At 38.2% G+C, this 18,754-nt stretch carries 13 protein-coding genes; 11 read left to right on the top strand and 2 right to left on the bottom strand.

What is annotated here, in order from left to right; all coding sequences use genetic code 11:
• Positions 1 to 447: 447 nt before the first annotated feature.
• The 5 genes from N0B48_RS01060 (at position 448) to N0B48_RS01040 (ending at position 6,989) form a co-directional block, all read left to right on the top strand.
• Positions 448 to 672, top strand: coding sequence for a hypothetical protein (locus tag N0B48_RS01060; RefSeq protein WP_047454104.1), 225 nt, complete (start codon positions 448 to 450; stop codon positions 670 to 672).
• Between the two features lie 100 nt (positions 673 to 772).
• The gene (locus tag N0B48_RS01055) at positions 773 to 2,479 is read left to right on the top strand and encodes a S41 family peptidase (RefSeq protein WP_259835867.1); all 1,707 of its coding nucleotides are present in this window, start codon (positions 773 to 775) and stop codon (positions 2,477 to 2,479) included.
• A gap of 56 nt (positions 2,480 to 2,535) precedes the next feature.
• Positions 2,536 to 2,700, top strand: a complete 165-nt coding sequence (locus N0B48_RS01050) for a hypothetical protein (RefSeq protein ID WP_223609474.1) — start codon at positions 2,536 to 2,538, stop codon at positions 2,698 to 2,700.
• Complete coding sequence (locus N0B48_RS01045; protein WP_259835863.1) at positions 2,684 to 3,889, top strand: lanthionine synthetase C family protein; 1,206 nt, start codon at positions 2,684 to 2,686, stop codon at positions 3,887 to 3,889. The genes N0B48_RS01050 and N0B48_RS01045 overlap by 17 nt, the downstream gene beginning before the upstream one ends.
• A complete protein-coding gene (locus N0B48_RS01040; protein WP_259835860.1) occupies positions 3,879 to 6,989 on the top strand; it encodes a lantibiotic dehydratase in 3,111 nt (1,036 codons plus the stop codon). The genes N0B48_RS01045 and N0B48_RS01040 overlap by 11 nt, the downstream gene beginning before the upstream one ends.
• Positions 6,990 to 7,139: 150 nt before the next feature.
• Here N0B48_RS01040 and N0B48_RS01035 read toward each other — a convergent pair whose 3' ends face one another.
• Positions 7,140 to 7,631 (bottom strand): GNAT family N-acetyltransferase, encoded by a 492-nt coding sequence (locus N0B48_RS01035; RefSeq protein WP_259835858.1) that lies wholly within the window; start codon positions 7,629 to 7,631, stop codon positions 7,140 to 7,142.
• Between the two features lie 326 nt (positions 7,632 to 7,957).
• On the opposite strand from N0B48_RS01035, the gene N0B48_RS01030 reads away from it, so the two are divergent.
• The 3 genes from N0B48_RS01030 (at position 7,958) to N0B48_RS01020 (ending at position 15,043) form a co-directional block, all read left to right on the top strand.
• The gene (locus N0B48_RS01030) at positions 7,958 to 9,391 is read left to right on the top strand and encodes a tetratricopeptide repeat protein (RefSeq protein WP_259835856.1); all 1,434 of its coding nucleotides are present in this window, start codon (positions 7,958 to 7,960) and stop codon (positions 9,389 to 9,391) included.
• A 72-nt stretch (positions 9,392 to 9,463) separates the two neighbouring features.
• Positions 9,464 to 10,888, top strand: a complete 1,425-nt coding sequence (locus tag N0B48_RS01025; protein ID WP_259835854.1) for a tetratricopeptide repeat protein — start codon at positions 9,464 to 9,466, stop codon at positions 10,886 to 10,888.
• A gap of 1,137 nt (positions 10,889 to 12,025) precedes the next feature.
• Positions 12,026 to 15,043: a reprolysin-like metallopeptidase gene (locus N0B48_RS01020; protein ID WP_259835852.1), complete on the top strand. Its 3,018-nt coding sequence runs from the start codon at positions 12,026 to 12,028 to the stop codon at positions 15,041 to 15,043.
• 126 nt (positions 15,044 to 15,169) lie between these two features.
• Here the strand turns inward: N0B48_RS01020 and N0B48_RS01015 are convergent, their stop codons facing one another.
• Positions 15,170 to 15,547, bottom strand: coding sequence for a VOC family protein (locus tag N0B48_RS01015; RefSeq protein ID WP_259835850.1), 378 nt, complete (start codon positions 15,545 to 15,547; stop codon positions 15,170 to 15,172).
• 268 nt (positions 15,548 to 15,815) lie between these two features.
• On the opposite strand from N0B48_RS01015, the gene N0B48_RS01010 reads away from it, so the two are divergent.
• The 3 genes from N0B48_RS01010 to N0B48_RS01000 all read left to right on the top strand — a co-directional run bounded on the left by N0B48_RS01010 (position 15,816) and on the right by N0B48_RS01000 (position 18,584).
• Complete coding sequence (locus N0B48_RS01010; RefSeq protein ID WP_259835848.1) at positions 15,816 to 16,820, top strand: aldo/keto reductase; 1,005 nt, start codon at positions 15,816 to 15,818, stop codon at positions 16,818 to 16,820.
• Positions 16,821 to 16,837: 17 nt separating this feature from the next.
• Entirely contained in the window at positions 16,838 to 17,740 is a 903-nt protein-coding gene (locus N0B48_RS01005) for a helix-turn-helix domain-containing protein (RefSeq protein ID WP_259835845.1), read from the top strand.
• Between the two features lie 76 nt (positions 17,741 to 17,816).
• Complete coding sequence (locus tag N0B48_RS01000) at positions 17,817 to 18,584, top strand: hypothetical protein (RefSeq protein WP_259835844.1); 768 nt, start codon at positions 17,817 to 17,819, stop codon at positions 18,582 to 18,584.
• Positions 18,585 to 18,754 lie beyond the last annotated feature (170 nt).

Below are 18,754 nucleotides of genomic sequence, written 5' to 3'. Positions count from 1 at the left end.
GAGTATTTCAATAAGATCCAAAATCCGTCAAATCATAATTTGGCGGATTTTTCGTGTAAAGCCAAAACTAAAAACTGAGATGATTGAAGTAACTTTTGAGTGCTGGTCTACGGATTCGGTGAAGTAATTGGAGTCAGCTGAGCTGAAAAATCGACCAAAAAACCGATTGTCACCTTATTTTAGTTCATTTTTTAATTTTTTTTTAATTTATTTTCATGAATAAATTCTGTTATTTTTATTAAGTAAATATTTTCACCAGTTATTGTTTTTCCCTTCGCTGTGGCTTAATGTAGGTGATTGGTGATATGGAATGCTATATGAAACAGCCTACCAGAAGAAACCTGCATCGAACCTGAATAAATGGCATTCCTCCCTGTTTCGTGATTTTTTGTTTTGTATGTGGAATATTTTTTTATTTTTGTTCTGCAATTAAAATAATTAACAACCATGAAAAAATTAACAAAACTTAAATTTGATAAGAAAGTTATCAATGAGTTGACAAAAGTAGAGCAGAGCTCTGTAAAAGGAGGTGCATTAGAATTGGAACAAGAAGTAGGTGTTTCCAAAGATTTTGATACCCCAACATTTAATGACAAGTGTTTTGACGGAGGTTCTACAACTTTCAGAAAAGCTTGTACATGGTGTGGTTTCTTCCACAGTACAAAGTGGTAAAAAATAGCTAACTATTGGCTGCAGATGATTTGTTTTAATTAACAGATCATCTGTGTTTTTATATGGATATACTGCCGGGAACTTCTTAGCTGTTCATTTTATGAAAATCAAATTTTTTTTCGGAATTCTTATTTCGGCTTTGATCGCGATCTTTTTTTTCAGTAAAAGAAATACCTCTAAAGAAGGCACTGTCCTTTTCTACAATAGCATTCCAGGGATCATAAGTGATTCCACTGCGACAGGAAAAGAGAAAGAGCTGCTGGAACTGTGTAAAATCTGGGGTGCCATAAAATACCATTCATCCGATCGGGATTTCATTCGGTCGTCCGATGCCTCGCTTATCAAAGCCTATGAGAAAATCATGGCGGGCAAAGCAGATCTTAATCTTTTAATTTCACGGGATTTTCAGTTACCAGCTCATAATCCATCTTCTCCATCTTATAGTGGTTTTCTGCCGGATAAAAACTGGATTGAAACTTCCGGAATCATTAACCCGGAAAATAAAAAAAAATTAGTAGAATTTCTTGCTACATCTTACCGGAATTCAGATGAAAGGCTCGTGACAGCTGAAGACAACGGTGAGCTAAGTTTTGAAGATGATTCTTTATTTTATGATGAATCAAAAACTACGCCTGCAAAACGCTTCCTTTCCTTGTGTAAGCTGTGGAATATTACCCGCTACTATTATCCTTATTTTCAGAGCATTTCCTCAACTTGGAATGAGGTCTTTTTTAAAATGCTGCCTCTATTCATCAATGCTAAAAATGAGCAGGCATATTATGCGGCGGTTCAGCAATTCGGTTCCAGATTAAAAGACAGCCATGTTGCTGTTAAAATGGGAGATTCTGATGAGTATGACGGAAAATATGTAGGAAATGCTGTTTTAAAAACCATAGAAGAACAAACTTTTATAAAAGGTTTCATCATCGGTTCCGTTCAAAGTGCACTGAAAAAGGGTGATGAAATATTGGCCATTAATGGGAAGGATATTCTTTCGGTGCAGGACAGTTTAAAAGAAAAAACTTCAGGATCAAATGATGTTGTTTTAAGCCGTGATATTAACCGGTTGTTGTTACTTTCCAGAAAGAAAACAGTTCAGCTGGATATTGTGAGGCAAAACAGGATGATGAGAATACAGGAACATTTAACGCATATCAATACGGCAAGGGAGACCGAAGAAAAAGAATATAAAAGCAATGCCGGAAAGGCTGTATCAAAAATGATAGACAAAAATATCGGGTACATCAGAATCAATGATATTTTTTCGGGGAACTTCAGGATTTCTTTTGAGAAAATCAGTCACAGTAAAGCCATTATTTTTGATCTGCGGGCTTATCCTAATGAGATTGCGGTAGATTTCCTCAAGTATTTTGATACCAGACCTTTTCAAACTATGAATTTATACCGTGCGGATGTCACCTATCCCGGAATGATGAGAACCATAGAAAATAAAATGCATATTCCTGATTCTAAAAAAGACGCGTACCGAGGACCCGTTGTTCTTTTGATCAACGAATATACCCAAAGTCAGGGTGAAAGCATACTTCTGGCTATGAAATCAATAAAAAATTCAGTTACTTTAGGCGACTATACAGCAGGGACGAATGGAAATGTGATGGTGATCAGGCTACCCGGAAAAACGAAAATCCGGATGAGTGGAATAGGGGTTCTCCTGCCTGATTACAGTGCCACTCAGAGAACAGGAATCAGACCTGATATTCTGGTTCAGGAAGATGCAGCTTCCTTGCTTAGCGGTGAGGATATCCAGCTGAAAGAAGCGATTAATTATATCAACAAAAAACTATGAAAACCAAACGTATTATAACCCTTTTTTTGATAAGTTTCATCACCATAAACTTATTGATGTACTTAGACTATGAAACCGTTTCACTGATAGAAATATACAGAAATTCTGAATCGACCATGGAAGTGGCTTTCGGGACATTAATCCTGTTTATTGTGCTGTTGGTGATTTATTATATTGCGTATCTGATCAGAAAAAAAATGCTGCATGGAAAAACTAGATGAATTAAAAAAACTGATTGAGATCTGTGAAAAAGAGATCAAGGAAGATATTGTAGACCTGGGCATCTTCACCGGATATCCCGGACTGGCCCTGTATTATTTCGAAAAGCATAAGCTGTTTAACGACAGTGAAGCATTTGAAAAGTTTGAGCATTATCTTGATAAATCCCTCAACGGACTTCAGGATGACAAGGTCTTTTCTCTATGCTCCGGTTCTGTAGGCATCTATTATCTGATCTTTTACCTTACCAAAAATAAATATTTTGATGAGCCTATAGAAGAATCCTTCGAAGAATTTCCCGAGTATGCCGATGATCTTCTGGAATACTATGCCGGAAAAAGAAATTTCGATTATCTCCATGGTTTTATGGGCGTTCTGTTCTTATGCCTTGAGCTATATTCTTTCAGCACGGATGATGATTTTAAACATAAAATAAAAGACAGGATCATCACAGTGGTTCACCTGCTGAAATCCTTGTCAGTGCCGGTAGACGAAGACAAAATTGCCTGGATCTCAAAAGGTCTTTACAGTAAGGTGGAAGGCTTTTCATTCGGTTTTGCGCATGGAATTCCAAGTATCATAAGCCTGCTCAGTAATGTGTATACGGCTGGTATTGAGAAGGGAATCATTAGAGAGATGCTGGATAAATCCTACAATTTCATCAGATCTGTACAGGGAGATTACGACGGTTCAAGCTTCCCGAATTTTATCACTGTACGCGACGGAGAACGTATAGCCACTGACAGCAGTCGTCTGGCCTGGTGTTATGGCGATCTGAGCGTGGGAATCGCAATGCTGCATTACGGTAAAGCTCTGGGAAATGAAGAAAGCGTTTCGGAAGCTGAAAAAATACTATTAAAAACTACGGAAAGAAAATATGGAAAAACAGGCGTTGTAGATGTATTCTTATGCCATGGCAGTTCCGGGCTCATCATGATGTACCAATATCTGTACAGGGTTACGGGAAATGAAGCCTTTAAAAAAGCTACAGATTTCTGGACCCAGGATACCCTTAGCATCGGCAGCCATCCCGAAACCGGCATGAGAACATGGTTGGGCAGTGAAGGCTGGATAGAACAGGATACCATCCTCGAAGGCCGCACAGGACTGCTTCTGCAGCTGTACGCTGTAACCCATGAAAACTATAAAAACCCATTAGAAAAACTATTTTTACTAGACCATGAACATTGAATTTATAGATAAAATGATCCTCAGGACGCCCATCGGGTCTATTGATGATCTTAAACCTATCGGTGAGATCAAAGATATTGCTACGGACGGACTGAAGTTTGTGGGAAAAACCTTTACAGGACACTTCAGACTGGCGCTTCTGTACGCCACAAAAAACTTATTTGAGGAAATTACAAAAGCCTTAGAGACCAAAGATCTTCCTGAGAAAATGTTTTTCAGCTATGTAAAATATTATGTACGCTACTGCTCAAGATCTACACCGTTCGGACTGTTTTCAACCTATGGTGTTTGTGATTTTAAGGAAGGTGGCGACACATTTTCCGTGGAAATAGAGGAGAGCGAAATCCGTATGAGAATAAGTCTGAGCTACATCTATGAATTAAGCAGAGAGATCAGCAGCAGTAAAAACCTATGGAAGTACAGTTTTTTGTATCCTAATCAAACGGCTTTCACAATTGCGGATGATATTCGGTATAATGAGCTGTACATCAAGCCATATTCGATGAATTACAGACTGTCATCAGTGGCATCCAACGATGTGCTGGAATATATCTTTTCAGAAAGCGGGCAGGGAATCTATTTTGAAGATCTTTCAGCAAAACTTCAGGAAGAAGGCTACGAAAGTGATGAAGTAGAAGAATATCTTTATGAATTGATTGAAAATAATGTCTTGTTGATGGATATTTTTCCGTCACCTGCCACTAATCAGTATGTAGAGGCATTCATAGGAAAAATGAAACAGTTTAAAGATAATGAAGAAGTTATTTCAATAAAAGAAAAAGAAAAAACACTTAATCAAATTATTGAAGAGGTAACTCAACTTCAGAATAATCTTAAAACCGTGATCAAAGAATCAGAAGCCGGTTCATCTGAAAAACTCGAAAATCTGCTTTTGAATGAAATGCAGAATATTGATGTAACCAGTTTCAGAGACGGTGAAGCGGAGATCAGCAGCAAAGTCTTTCACAATGTAAGAAATACACTTCTTTCTCTGTCTTACCTGAATTCCAGACGGAAAGAAAAAGACGCTTCGCTGACCCAGTTTATTGATGAATTTAAAGATAAATATGGAGAATCGGAACTTCCGCTTTTGCATGTAATTGACCCGGAGCTCGGGATTTTTACCGATCGCGTAAGCAGTATTTCCACACCGTTTTTGGATGGAATTCTTTTTCAGACCGGAGGCGGAAAGGATTATAAATTTACAGAAGTTGATCAATATCTGTTCAGCAAATACCAGCATGCCCTTCAGTTTGGGAAAAGTGAGGTTGTATTGACAAAAGAAGAATGTGCAAAATTCAAACCTTCTTATTCCAGGGTTTTCAGTCAGACCCTAAACTGTAATATGACCCTGTTTAAAGATCATCAAGGTCATACGGCAACGGCTATTCATGGGGCATTCGGATCCAGTGCGGTCAATAATATGGGAAGATTTACCCATGGCTCTGAAAAGCTGCAGAAACTGGCCGAAAAAATTGTAGAAATAGAATATGAAAATCTGCATGATTCAGTAGAATATGCTGAGATAGTGGATCTTCCAAGTTTAAGACATGGGAATCTGGTCGTTAGGGAAAACTATCTGAAAGATGAAATCCTGATCAATATTCCGGCACCTTCCGATACAATCAAAAACACCATAAAACTCTCTGATATTACCATTTCCATACGAAGTGAAGAGGTGATTTTAAGAAATAAAAATACCGGGAAGATCATCGTTCCGCGTTTGAGTAATTCCCATAACTTCCAGCTGCAGAACCTGTCTCATATTTACAGATTTCTGTCGCTGATCCAGGTTCAATGGGACTGCTCAATCAGCTTTTCATGGGGCTTTATAGATTCCTTTGCGAAATTTACCCCTCGTGTTAAAATCGAAAAAGTAATCGTCAAAGAAGCTGCCTGGAATCTGAGTCAAGTCGATCTTACCTTTTTAAAAGCAAAAGAAGAAGACCTTTTCTCAGAATTCAAAAAATTCAGGGAAGAATGGAAAATTCCGGACCATGTTTATCTTGTGGAAGGGGACAACAAACTTCTGTTTGATCTTTCCTCTGATGTTTTTATCCGTCTTTTCGTTTCCATGATCTCGAAAAAAGGGAAAATTACCTTAGTGGAAGATTTGGTCACAGAAAACTCCAATGTTTTGAACGCAGATGAGAAACCTTTTTATTCTGAACTTCTGATTCCTGTTGTCATACAGGATGAAAAACAGAATTTCGAGTTTAAAGACTTTTCCGGAAGCCGCTCCAAGTTGTCCCCGCTGTCGGAATGTTTATATATGAATATCTACACCGGCGAGCAGCAGATGGACTCTCTGATCAGGAATGAACTTTTTGAACTGAACGGAAAATTGTTTGAAAAAGATCTGATCAACAACTTCTTCTTTATACGGTATAACGAAAAGGGGAATCATATCAGACTGAGGTATTTTATCAAAAATTATGAGGTCTACAACGACCTGTTTGCCCATATCCGGGAGGCGATGGAAAAATACATTGAGCAGGATATCATCAAGTCATTTGAAATCACCACTTACAAAAGAGAGCTCGAAAGGTATGATTATGCCGGCATTGAATTCTCTGAAACGTATTTCGGTAAAGAAAGCACCATGGTCATGCTTCTGCTGAGGGAACTTGAAGAGACCGGGTTTGAAGATCGCTGGCTGGCGGGAACTGTTTTCATAGATAAACTGCTTGATAAGTTTGCGTATACGCTGGATGGGAAAATGGAATTTTTCACTCAGTTGAGCAGCCAGTTCAATCAGGAATTCAATTCCAACAAAGCCCTGACAAAAGTAATAGCCACAAAATATAAAGCATCCGAACAGTCGATTCACAGCTCTATCGGGTTGGAAAATAATGAATTAGCCAATGTTTACAGACTGTTTGATTCATTCCTGAACTCTTTCTCGCTTGATAATCTTTTAAGTGAAAAGGGCAGGGAAGACCGTGACAGTTACGTGGGAAGCTTAATTCATATGTTCTTTAACAGGCTGCTCGTTTCCCAACACAGAAAGCAGGAGCTGGTGATTTATAATTTTATGCTGAAGTTTTATAAAACCCAGTTGAATAAAAAAACATCCGTAAAAGAAACTCCTGTTGTATAGATAAAGGATTCAAAAACAATTGAAAGTCCACCGAATCGGAGATTCGGTGGAATTGTCTTTATCCTTATGTCGGGAGAATCCTTGGCAAGGATATTAACAGGAATCTTTAGCCCTATAAACTTAATTTTCTTGACCCTTGCTCAGTCTAATTTAATCTGCAGTATGAAGATAAAGTTGAGTGTTACCGGAATTTTCTTTTTTCCAGTTACTATCAATGACCTCTGTAAACCCGATTTTTCTGTACAGATTGTAGACTTTTTCATTTTTATCCGTTACTTCTAAGAAAATGGTGATGCCGGGAAACCTTTCGGAAGCTTCTTTAATCACAGCCTGAATCAACCCGAAACCGATATTGTTCCCCTGAAAACGCTCTTTTACATACATCTGGTAGATATTGCCTGTGTGGTCTTCTTCTTTTACAAAAGCACAGATTCCGATCAGTTCATCATCTGAAAAGGCGCCTGCCATAAATCTTCCCTGGGTCTGATTCTCGATATCGGATTCCATTCTGAACTTTTCAATTTGTAAAGCTTCCTGATAAACAGCTCCGAATGATTCCGGAAATTTTTCCAGACTTTCCAGCCGGATGTTTCTGTAATTTTTGCTTTCGTGAGGTAAGAGTACGCGGTAATTAATATTCATATAAAATAAAATTCAGATTACTTTTTTTCGTAGTATTCATTAAATTTGAGGAAATATTTTTAAAATAAAATCATTCTTTTTAATAAAAAATTAATTATTGTCTTTTTTAATTAATACATTTAATAAGAATGTTTCTAATTAATATTTTTGTTTTCTGTTTTTTATTCAATTGAAATACTAAATTTGCGTATATTTATAACGAAAAAACGAATAAACCATTAATATGTTTAATACTAGCTGTTAAGCATTGAAAAAACGACAAGTTACATAGAAAGGCAAAATCCTGAAAAAATAACGGATAAATTGTATATGAACACCATCCTACTATGAAAAATTTGATAGTCCGCACACTACGGATGATTGTATTATTTATTATTATTTCATGCAGCCAGACTTCTACCTACGATCATACAGAAGACTTTGATGTACCGTTAATCAGGAAGAATAATGACCTGAATGCTTCCGGCGAATTTGAAGCGCTTGTCCGCCTTAATGGGGAATACTTTAAGAAAGCTGGTAAAATGGGGTATGAAGAGGGCAAAGGACTTTGCTTTCTCAACGTTGCTAATGTCAATTCTACAGAAGGGGACTATGAGAGGGCTCATATTCTTTTGGATAAGGCCGGAGAAAGTCTCAAAAGATCGGAAAATAATTTTCACAGGGCGAAATTTTACGACAGTTATGCCCATTATTATTCACATCTCAAGCAGTATGATAAAGCGATCATTTATAGTGATTCTGCACTCTATTCTTTGAAAAAAGCACCGGATTCAGAGCTTAAAAAGAAGCTGATGCCGCGAATTTATATCAATCGGGGAACTTATTTTGCATGGAAAGGACAGTTTGGAAATTCACTGAAAAATTTTCACAAAGGGAATGCTTTGGAGAAGTCTGCGTATTCCAACTGTATGATGGCCCAGTATCATCTCTATACCAACAAACTGGATTCAGCAGGAATATATGCATTACGGGCAGAAGAGATGATGAACAGCCACAAAACACCCGATGTTGAAAGACTTTGGATCTACTATACAGTTGGGTATTACAATAACGAAATCAACCATTTCGACGAAGCTGAGAAAATGCTGAAGAATGCATTGGAACTCAGTATAAAAACCAGACTTACCTATTCTTTTCACATTAAAGAGGTATACAAAGCCCTTGCAGATCTCTACAAAAAGAAAAAAGACAGAGAAAAGGCTTATTTTTATCTGAATAAATATCTGGAGGAGGACAACAGGCTCGCGGAGGCTAGATTTGCAGCCATCAACACTACTACAGACAGCTTTATAGCTGAAGCCAAAAAAGAGTCGGATAAACGGGAAAATGATTTGTGGGTTATTGGAATTTTGTCCCTTATCGTCCTTTCGGTATCCGGAATGTCTGTCTGGAAAAATATACAGTATTTAAAACTCAAGAAAAAAAATCTTAAAACAGAGACCGATACGCTTAAAAACCGCGTATACGAAAAGAAAAATCAGGAAGTGGTGGAACTGGCCAAAAGAAATGATTCTTCTTTCCTTATGAAATTTAAAGAACTATATCCTGAGTTTATCTCCAGTCTGCTCACCATCAATCCCTATCTTGAAAATTCTGAACTGGCCTTTTGTGCCCTGCTTAAACTGCATTTTTCTTCCAAGGAAATAGCGGACTACACGTTTGTTCAGCATAAATCTATTCAGCAGAAAAAGTACAGGATTCGAAAAAAACTGAATATTGAAGGGGATCAGGATATCTATGAATTTTTAGATGCTATTTAAAGACCCTGTTTTATTTTGGAGCCGGAAAATGGTTGTATACCTTTATTGATTAACTTTATGCAAAAACGTATCATGATACGCTGTCTTACTTTCGCACTATTTTTCATCCTGCTTTCTTGCAGTAAAGATCCTGACCAATATGAAAAGGATTTTGACACCCCTTTACTGAAACAGAATGAACAGTTGCGTCTTTCGGGTAATTATGATGCTTTGATGAAACTGAATAAAGACTACTATCAGAAAGCTGAAAAGATCAGTTATGCCGAGGGAAAGGCATTATGTTTTCTTAATCTCGGCAATGTAAATATACTCCTTGAAAATTATAAGAGAGCAGAATTTTTCTTTAATAAAGCTGAAAAACTCCTTAAATATTCGAAAAGCAATATTCACAAAGCCAAATTCTACAATGACTTTAGCAATTTTCAGTTGCATCTTAAACGATTGGACAAATCTTTTGAGTATAATGATTTGGCGATGAGTTATATAAAAGATACTAAAGACTCGCCGTTCCGCAATGATGTTCTTTTTAAAATTTACTATAAGCGCGGGGATTATTTTTACAGGAAAAAGATGTACGATCCTGCGTTGGAGTATTTTCGTAAAGCAGGGAAATTAGACCATTCAGGACGCATAGAATGTGCTATCGGCGATCTTTATCTGTATGGATTTAAAAATATGGATTCAGCACGGTTTTATCTGTCTTCAATAGCAGAAAAATCTAACCTGCAGGGTAGGGTTGATGGCGTGGCTCTTAATGCCAATACTGTGCTTGGCGAATATTATATGATGACTAAACAGTATGGTAAAGCGGAAAAGTCACTGTTGAAGGCATTGGAAATCAATAAGAAAACGAAATATGTCTTCGCTCAGTATACAAAATATGTGTATACAGATCTTAAATCCCTGTATGAGAGTATGGGAGATAAGGAAAAGGCGCTTTTATTTTTACAGGCCTATACAGAGGAAAGAAGCAGGTCTGATACCGCTTTGCTGGAAGCGATCAACAATGACATGGAAGGCTTTATCACGGAGACCGAGACCGATTCTGAACAGCATAGAAGTAAGATACTGCTTTTGTGCATTGTTTCACTTTTTATTCTATCGGTGGTTGGAATGTATCTGTGGAAGATCATCAGGCAGCTGAAAGATAAACGGATCATACTTAAATACGAGGCAGAACAGCTGAAAGACCAGATGCATGACAATACCCGGGAAGAAGTGATTGAGCTGGCGAAAAAAAACGACCCCGGATTTTTAGACACGTTTAAAAAAGCCTACCCCGGATTTATTGAAAATGTACTGGCTTTGAATCCTGAGCTTGAAAATTCGGATCTGGTTTTCTGTGCAATGCTGAAACTTCATTTTACTTCCAAAGATATTGCAGGCTATACTTCGGTTCAGCCCAGATCTGTTCAGCAGAAAAAATACAGACTTAGAAAAAAACTGAACATTCCTACGGAAACAGATATCTATCAGTTTTTTGACAGCTTGCTGTGAGATGGGTTTCGGGTTTCGTGGAACGAGATCCGGGTTGAATGACTCGATGATAGATTCAAAAACCAAGATATAAGACATCAGACTGAGATTAAGTTTATTATTTACTACAAATCCGCAATCCGGAACTTTATTTCAACCTGCAAAACTCTAAAACCCTCTGACGCTCAAACCCGAAAACCCGTACCTCATAACCCGGTAACTTCCATCTTCAGACTTCCTTCCTTTCTCCTTCCTTTTTAGATAAAAAAAACTGCCTGATCATATCAGACAGCCTTCGAAATATTTTTTTCCATCATAACTGAAAACCCATTTCACCACTTGTTGTTTGTTGTTTCAAATTTGCGCTTTTTATTAAGAAAATAGAAAAAATATTATACTACATGGGTACTACATTGTTATTTTTTTTCATTAATTATCAAATTTTGCTTAATTTTTAATAAGCAATTTGGATGCATTTATAAAGGGTTATATTGCTGGTTTTTAGTTAGGTAATACCGGTAAATACCAGCTGAATTATCATCATCATGTTTTTTTAATAGCGTTCAATTTTTAATGACTGGCATTTTTGATTATTTATCAGTTATTGGCTTTACTTTTTGTCGTAGTACACAAGTAGAGTGTTGATTTTTGGATTTCTTTTTTATATATAAGAATTTTGAACAGGATAATTTTTTCAATTATTCGTAATAATAAAAATTTGGAATAGCTGCCCGACTATGTCAGGTGGCTTTTTTATTGGTTGTCATCAATTAGTTGAGTTTTTAATGGTTAAATCATTTGCTCGGTTTAAAGAATTCAGCTGAGGATATTCTATTTTTCTTCTTCTTTTTCTGCAGTTATCTTACATATTTTCGATTGTATAGAAAAAATTATGTTAAATACTGTCAAATGTGGTTGATTTTTAACCATTTGTTAATAAGCGCTTTATGTTACGGAAGTATCTGAGTAGTAGGTGAGCTTATAATAGTTTCACTGCAATAATGATAGATTTATTTTTTTAAATGAAGTTTCGTTATTGATGAAATTTATTCACAACTAAACACCTTTGTTTTTGATAAGGTTGGTTTCAATGAATGATCATTAATCAGTGATTAGACTTCGATTAAATTAAGTCACCTATTTATATTAATCCGTTTTATGAAAAAGAAAATTTTATTAGTTAGTGTTTTAGCGGCCGGATTTACAGCTGTATATGGCCAGAGATGGGAGCCGGTAGGACAGAAAGTATCTGAAATCAGAAAAGATGTTGAAATCACACAGGCGTACAGAGTAGATCTTGCAAACCTGAGAAATCTTCTGAAGGATGCTGTAGAAACAGGAAAGAACGCAAAACCTGTGATTATATCTTTGCCTACAGCAGAAGGGAAGATTGAAAAATTTGCGGTATACAGTAATCCTGTGATGGCAAAATCTCTGGTAGAAAAATATCAGCTGGGTTCTTATGTCGGAGCCGGTATAGATGATCCTTCCAAATATGTAAGATTCAGCACATCGCCTACAGATATGCAGTCTATGATCATCAAAGACGGGGTATTCCAGTTTATAGAGCCCGTTTCTGCGGACAAAAAGACGTACGGCGTTTTCTATAAAACAAAGAGAACAACGGGAGAACATGGCTTTGAATGTGGAATGACTGAAAAAGATGTCAAAGAAATAAAAACGCTGGAGGCTAACGGAAAAAAAAATCTTTCTAACGTAGGAATTACCAGCAGACCTTCCAGTACAAAATACAGAACATACAGGCTGGCACTTTCCGTTACAGGAGAATATACCCAGTTTCATGGCGGAACTCCGGCGGGAGCTCTTACAGCGATGAACAATACGATGAGCCGCGTCAATGGGATTTTCGAAAAGGATTTTGGAATTCACCTGACGGTTCAGGATCTGCCGGGAATTATTTATACCAATGCTGCGACTGACCCTTATTCAGATTCAGGACCTGGCGTTGATGATGCTTTGTGGAGTGGCGAATTGATGACTACGCTCAGCACCAATGTAGGAAGCGGGCTGTTTGATATCGGTCACCTTTTCGGAGCTTCAGGTGGTGGCGGTATGGCTGGCTGTATCGGATGTGTATGCAGTGATGATACAGCGCTGGATAACTCTGGGATTCCTTCAAACTATAAAGGCGCAGGATTTACTTCCCCAGCCAATGCAATTCCTCAGGGAGATTCTTTCGATATTGATTATGTAGCTCATGAAATGGGGCATCAGTTTGGAGGTAACCATACTTTCTCACACAATTCTGAAGATAGCGGAGCGAATGTAGAACCGGGAGGAGGAACAACGATTATGGCCTACGCAGGAATTACCAACGATAATGTTCAAATGGTGAGTAATTCTTATTTCCATTATAAGAGTATTGACCAGATCCTTACGAATATGGAAGGGAAGGCAGCATGTGGTACAGCGCTGGACATTGACAATAACACGGCACCTGCTATTTCCCCGATCGCATCTTATACCATTCCTAAGGGAACCGCTTACTACCTGGAAGCTAATGCGATAGACGCTCAAAATGATCCGATAAAATATACCTGGGAGCAAAATGACAGCGTAGGAGCCGGAGCTACCATTTCCGGAGACAGCGGTTGGGGCTATAATACTCAGGGAGCTTTGACCAGATCTTATACAGGAACAGCCAGTGGAAGAAGATATTTCCCTAAAATGGAAACTGTAATGAATGGTTCTTTGACCAACAAGCAGGATTGGGAAACGGTTTCTTACATTCCGAGAACGCTTAAATATGCCATAACGGTAAGAGATGAAAACCCTCAGCGTCCAATGCTTTCTTCTTCAGATGTAACATTAACTGTAGGAAACGACGGACCATTCAAGTTTAATGGACTTACAGCAGCTAGTGTGCTGTATAACAATGCATCCAATACCATCAACTGGGATGCAGCCAATACAAATAATGCGCCTTACAATGTGGCCAATGTAAAAATAGATTATACAGCTGATAACGGAATCACATGGACAGATCTTGCCGCTTCAGTTCCAAATACAGGAAGTTACACAGCACAGATGCCTGCCAATCTTACGGGGGCAGTTAAGCTGAGAATATCTTCATTGGGGAATGTATTTTACGCGGTATCTCCTGCCATTAATGTGGGAGCAGCTCCAACGTCGGCTGCAGCAGCTCCAACGGGAGTTTCTTCAATAGAAAAAGAAGTTTTCAAAACAACAGCCAGAATATCGTGGAACAATGTACCTGGAGCCAATAGCTATTCTGTTAATTACAGAAAACAAGGTGAAACCAACTGGCAGAATGCTGCAAGCCCAACGAATTCTTTGGTACTGACCGGTCTGGAAGATGAAAAGAACTATGAAACACAGGTAGCAGCTGTTGTCAACAGTGTTCTGGGAAGTTTCTCTGCCAATTACGCTTTTAAAACTAAAGGCTTAACAACAGGAGTAGACTACTGTATCCTTAATTCAGGAATATCAGACTACTCTGCCATTAGAAGAGTACGTGTAGCCAACATCGACTACGATGATCCTACATACAGAACGTATAAAGATCTTAGTGAGGATCTTACAAAAACAGTCAACCTGACTAAAGGTACTCAATATACCTTTAAACCGACGATCCGTTCATCACCCGGCTACGGAACCAACAGACCTGTGAATATTTCTGTTTGGATCGACTATAATAGAAACGGAGCATTTGAGGTTTCTGAAAGAGTAGGACAAACTTCAGGAAATTCTCCTGCCGGAGCTTCATCTATTAATTACGGAGATATCATTTTCACAGTACCTGCCGCCGCCTATTCAGGAGATAAGCTATTAAGAATGAGGGTTGTTGCTAAATACGGATCAGCAGCATTAAGCAGTGCATGTGGTGAAATTTCAAGTGGAGCCGGTGGTATTATGGATCTCCCTGTGAAGATCACAGGTGGACTGGCTGTCAGTGAGACTAAGAATACAAAATCAGAACTCTCAATTTATCCAAATCCTGCTGATACCTATGTAGAAGTGAAAAACATCAAAGGAAAAGCAGATTACAAGATCTACAGTGCAGACGGAAGACTGGCATTGGAAGGAAAACTGGACGGACAGAAAATTAATGTCACTGCATTGGTGAAAGGCGTGTACATCATTTCAATTACCAGTGAGACTGAAACTTACAGCACCAAGCTGATTAAGAAATAAAAAATGAGATGCTTCAGGTTGAAAGACAGATTAATCACCTGTTCTGAACTGGAGAAAGATTTCATGGTACCTTTTGTGAAGAAAGAGCCTGGTATTGCACCGGGCTCTTTCTATTTTATATATGGTTTACCCAATTGGTTCCCAAAGCTGAATCTTATTCCCTTCAAGATCAAGAATGTGAAGGAATTTTCCATAATCATAGGTTTCAATACTGTCCAGGATCGTAACGTTTTCCTTTTTCAATTCCTCCAGCAAAACTTCCAGATTTTCCACTCTGTAATTGATCATGAAATCCCTATCTGAGGGTTCGAAATATTTTGTAGTTTCTGCAAAAGGAGCCCATTGGGTGAGTCCTTTTTTGCTGGGATCTTCACTTTCGCGCCATTCAAAGCTGGTTCCATACGGACTTGTTTCAAGACCAAGGTGGGCCTTATACCATTCGTTCATCGCGTTCGGATCTTTTGATTTGAAAAGGATTCCTCCAATTCCTGTTACTTTTTTCATGTCTATTTTTTTAATCGTTAGAATTAAGATCATCCGGAAGTTGATCTGTGCTTCCGTCTGTTTTCAAATATATGTAAAACTTTTCACCGGGATATTCTTTTCGTTTTAAATAATATTCTTTTCCTGATGAAATAATGTAAATAAGCACAGGATAAAAGCTGTTGGTTTAAGAAAAATACAATTCCGTGATTTACATACAACATTCGTGATTCTGCAAACATCCGCCTCCTTATTTCTTCTGAATTTTGTATCAATAAAAATCAACAGTATGAAATTGAATCAGGTAAAATTAGGAAATCAGGGTCTGACAATACCCAATATCGGCTTAGGCTGCATGGGAATGACCGGTTTTGAAGACGCCAATATGTACGGCCATGCAGATGAAAATGAAGCCATTGCCACTATCCACCGTTCCATTGAATTAGGTGGGAATTTTCTGGATACCGCCGATCTTTACGGACCATTTAAAAATGAACAGCTGATCGCCAAAGCTATGGGGAATAACCGGGATCAGTACATTATTGCAACGAAATTCGGCTGGGAAATAGACGATTCCGATAAGGTGACCTGGGCCATCAACGGAACTAAAGATTACGTAAAAAAAGCAGTCGAAAGATCCTTGAAAAATTTAAAAACAGATTATATCGATCTTTACTACATGCACCGCCTCGATAAAAACACTCCGATTGAAGAGACCGTTGGCGCAATGAGCGATCTGGTTAAAGAAGGGAAAATAGGGTATATAGGTTTATCTGAGGTATCTTCCGAAACCGTAAGAAGAGCACACGCCGTTCATCCCGTTACCGCTGTACAAAGTGAATATTCTTTATTTGAAAGAACAGCAGAGGAAAAAGGAGTTTTAGCAACATTGAGAGAACTGGGAATAGGTTTTGTGGCCTATTCACCATTGGGACGTGGCTTTTTATCAGGTCAGATCCGTTCCATTGATGATCTTCCGGAGCATGATTTCAGAAGAGGAATTCCCCGATTCCAGGAAGAATATTTTTATAAGAATATTGAACTTGTAAAAGCAGTAGAAAATATGGCGGCAGAAAAGAATATAACGTCTTCGCAGCTTGCTCTGGCGTGGATCATCAGTAAAGGCATCATCCCTATTCCCGGAACCAAGCGCAGAAAATACGTAGAACAGAATATTGAAGCGGCCGGAATTCAGTTAAATGGAGATGATCTTTTAAAACTGGAAAGTATTGTACCTTTGGGAACTGATACAGGTGCTCCGTATGATGAGTTCAGCATGGGGCTTTTAGATTAAACCTTATATCATAAGCTATGAATACCATTCACTCTGTTTCCGCTTTTCACCGCTTACTGTCGCTGCCGGAACCCAAACATCCGTTGGTTAGTGTGATCAATTTATCAGAAAGCATATTTCTGGATGATGAGGTCTGGAAAGGTTTTGTCAACAGGTTTTACTGTGTTGCGTTGAAACGGGAATCAAAAGGAAAAGTAAGATACGGTCAGCAGCATTATGATTACGATAAAGGAGTTCTGAGTTTTACTGCACCCAACCAGGTGCAGTATCTCGACTTCCATAATATGGAATGCGGAGCAGGATATCTGTTGATTTTCCATGAAGATTTTATATTGAGACATCCTTTAGCGCATACTATTTCCGGTTACGGATTCTTTTCCTATGCCGTGAATGAAGCTTTGCATCTATCTGAAGATGAAGAAACTAACCTGATTGAGATTCTTCAGAAAATTGATAAGGAATGTCAGCATATTGATCAGCATACCCAGGAAATTATTCTCTCACAAATCAATTTGCTACTCAATTATTCCAATCGTTTCTATGAGCGCCAGTTTATTACCCGAAAAAATGGCAGCCAGCAACTGTTGACGAGGTTTGAAAAATTTCTGAATGATTATTTTGATCAGGAGCAGTCCGCAGAAAAAGGACTTTTAACCGTACATCTCATTGCTGAAGCCATGAATCTTTCGCCTAATTATCTGAGCGATCTTCTGCGGATCCACACAGGCCAGAATACCCAACAGCATATCCATGAAAAACTCATCAGTAAAGCTAAAGAAAAGCTGTCTGCAACTGAATTGTCCGTGAGTGAAATTGCCTACAGTTTAGGATTTGAGCATGCACAGTCTTTCAGTACTTTGTTTAAGAAGAAAACAAAAATGGCTCCTTTAGAATTCAGGGCAGGATTTAGGTTTAACTGATTCAAAAAAGTATTTTGGGTACATTTCCTGAAATGCTTACATTTGGGCTCTGCCAGTATGACTAACCTGATCATTCATGAAAAAAAATACACCAAGCTTTCTTAAGTTCACAGCGCTGCCTTTATTGCTCATCCTGATATGCGGATGCTCTAAGGAAGACAAAAAGCCACAATCTCGTGATAAAAATACTTCAAATATGACGGCAGTTACCAATTCTGAAAAGGCTGAACCTGTTGTTGAAACGAAAAAAGACCCCGCAGAATTTGTACCGCAAGGCTATAAAATTTTTGAGAAATCTTTCGGAGATTTAAATAAGGATGGAGCAGAAGACTGTATTCTCATCATCAAAAAAGTAGATCCTGCTCATATTATCAACGACGAATCCCGTGGAAAACTGGACCGCAACCGCCGTGGAATTATCATTCTTTTTAAAAAAGGCCAAGGGTATGAGCTCGCTTCTAAGAACGAAACCTGTTTCTCCTCAGAAAACGAGGATGGGGGTGTTTATTTTGCGCCTGAACTGGATGTTTACGCTGAAAAAGGAAAACTGTATATCCATTATGCCCATGGCAGATATGGTTACTTGACGTATACTTTCAGATATGGAAAGTCAGATTTTGAACTGATAGGTTATGATGAAAGTTCCAATACCGGTCCCACTGTAAACAGTACCACCAGTATAAATTTTCTAACCGGAAAGCAGCTTGACAAGACCAACGTCAATGAAGGCGCAGAAAGCGGTGACGAAGTATTCGAAGATACCTGGAAAAAATTAAAAATAACAAAACTGATGACCCTTTCGGAGATCAAAGATTTTGATGAGCTGGATCTTTCGGCATATTAATAATAAGACATCAGATATCAGATATCAGACACGAGATATGAGACTTTTAAGTTGTAAGAGTTAAGAACGAAGAACCAAGATATTAGAGATAGGACAATTATTGTATTAACGTATTTATTACGAACCAGCAACGGTATTTTAACCAGCAACTAACAACCAGCAACTCTAAA

Source organism: Chryseobacterium herbae (assembly GCF_025154075.1).
GTDB lineage: Bacteria > Bacteroidota > Bacteroidia > Flavobacteriales > Weeksellaceae > Chryseobacterium > Chryseobacterium herbae.
Note: the sequence above shows the minus strand (reverse complement) of the source record. Positions and strands in the feature narration are given on the sequence as shown.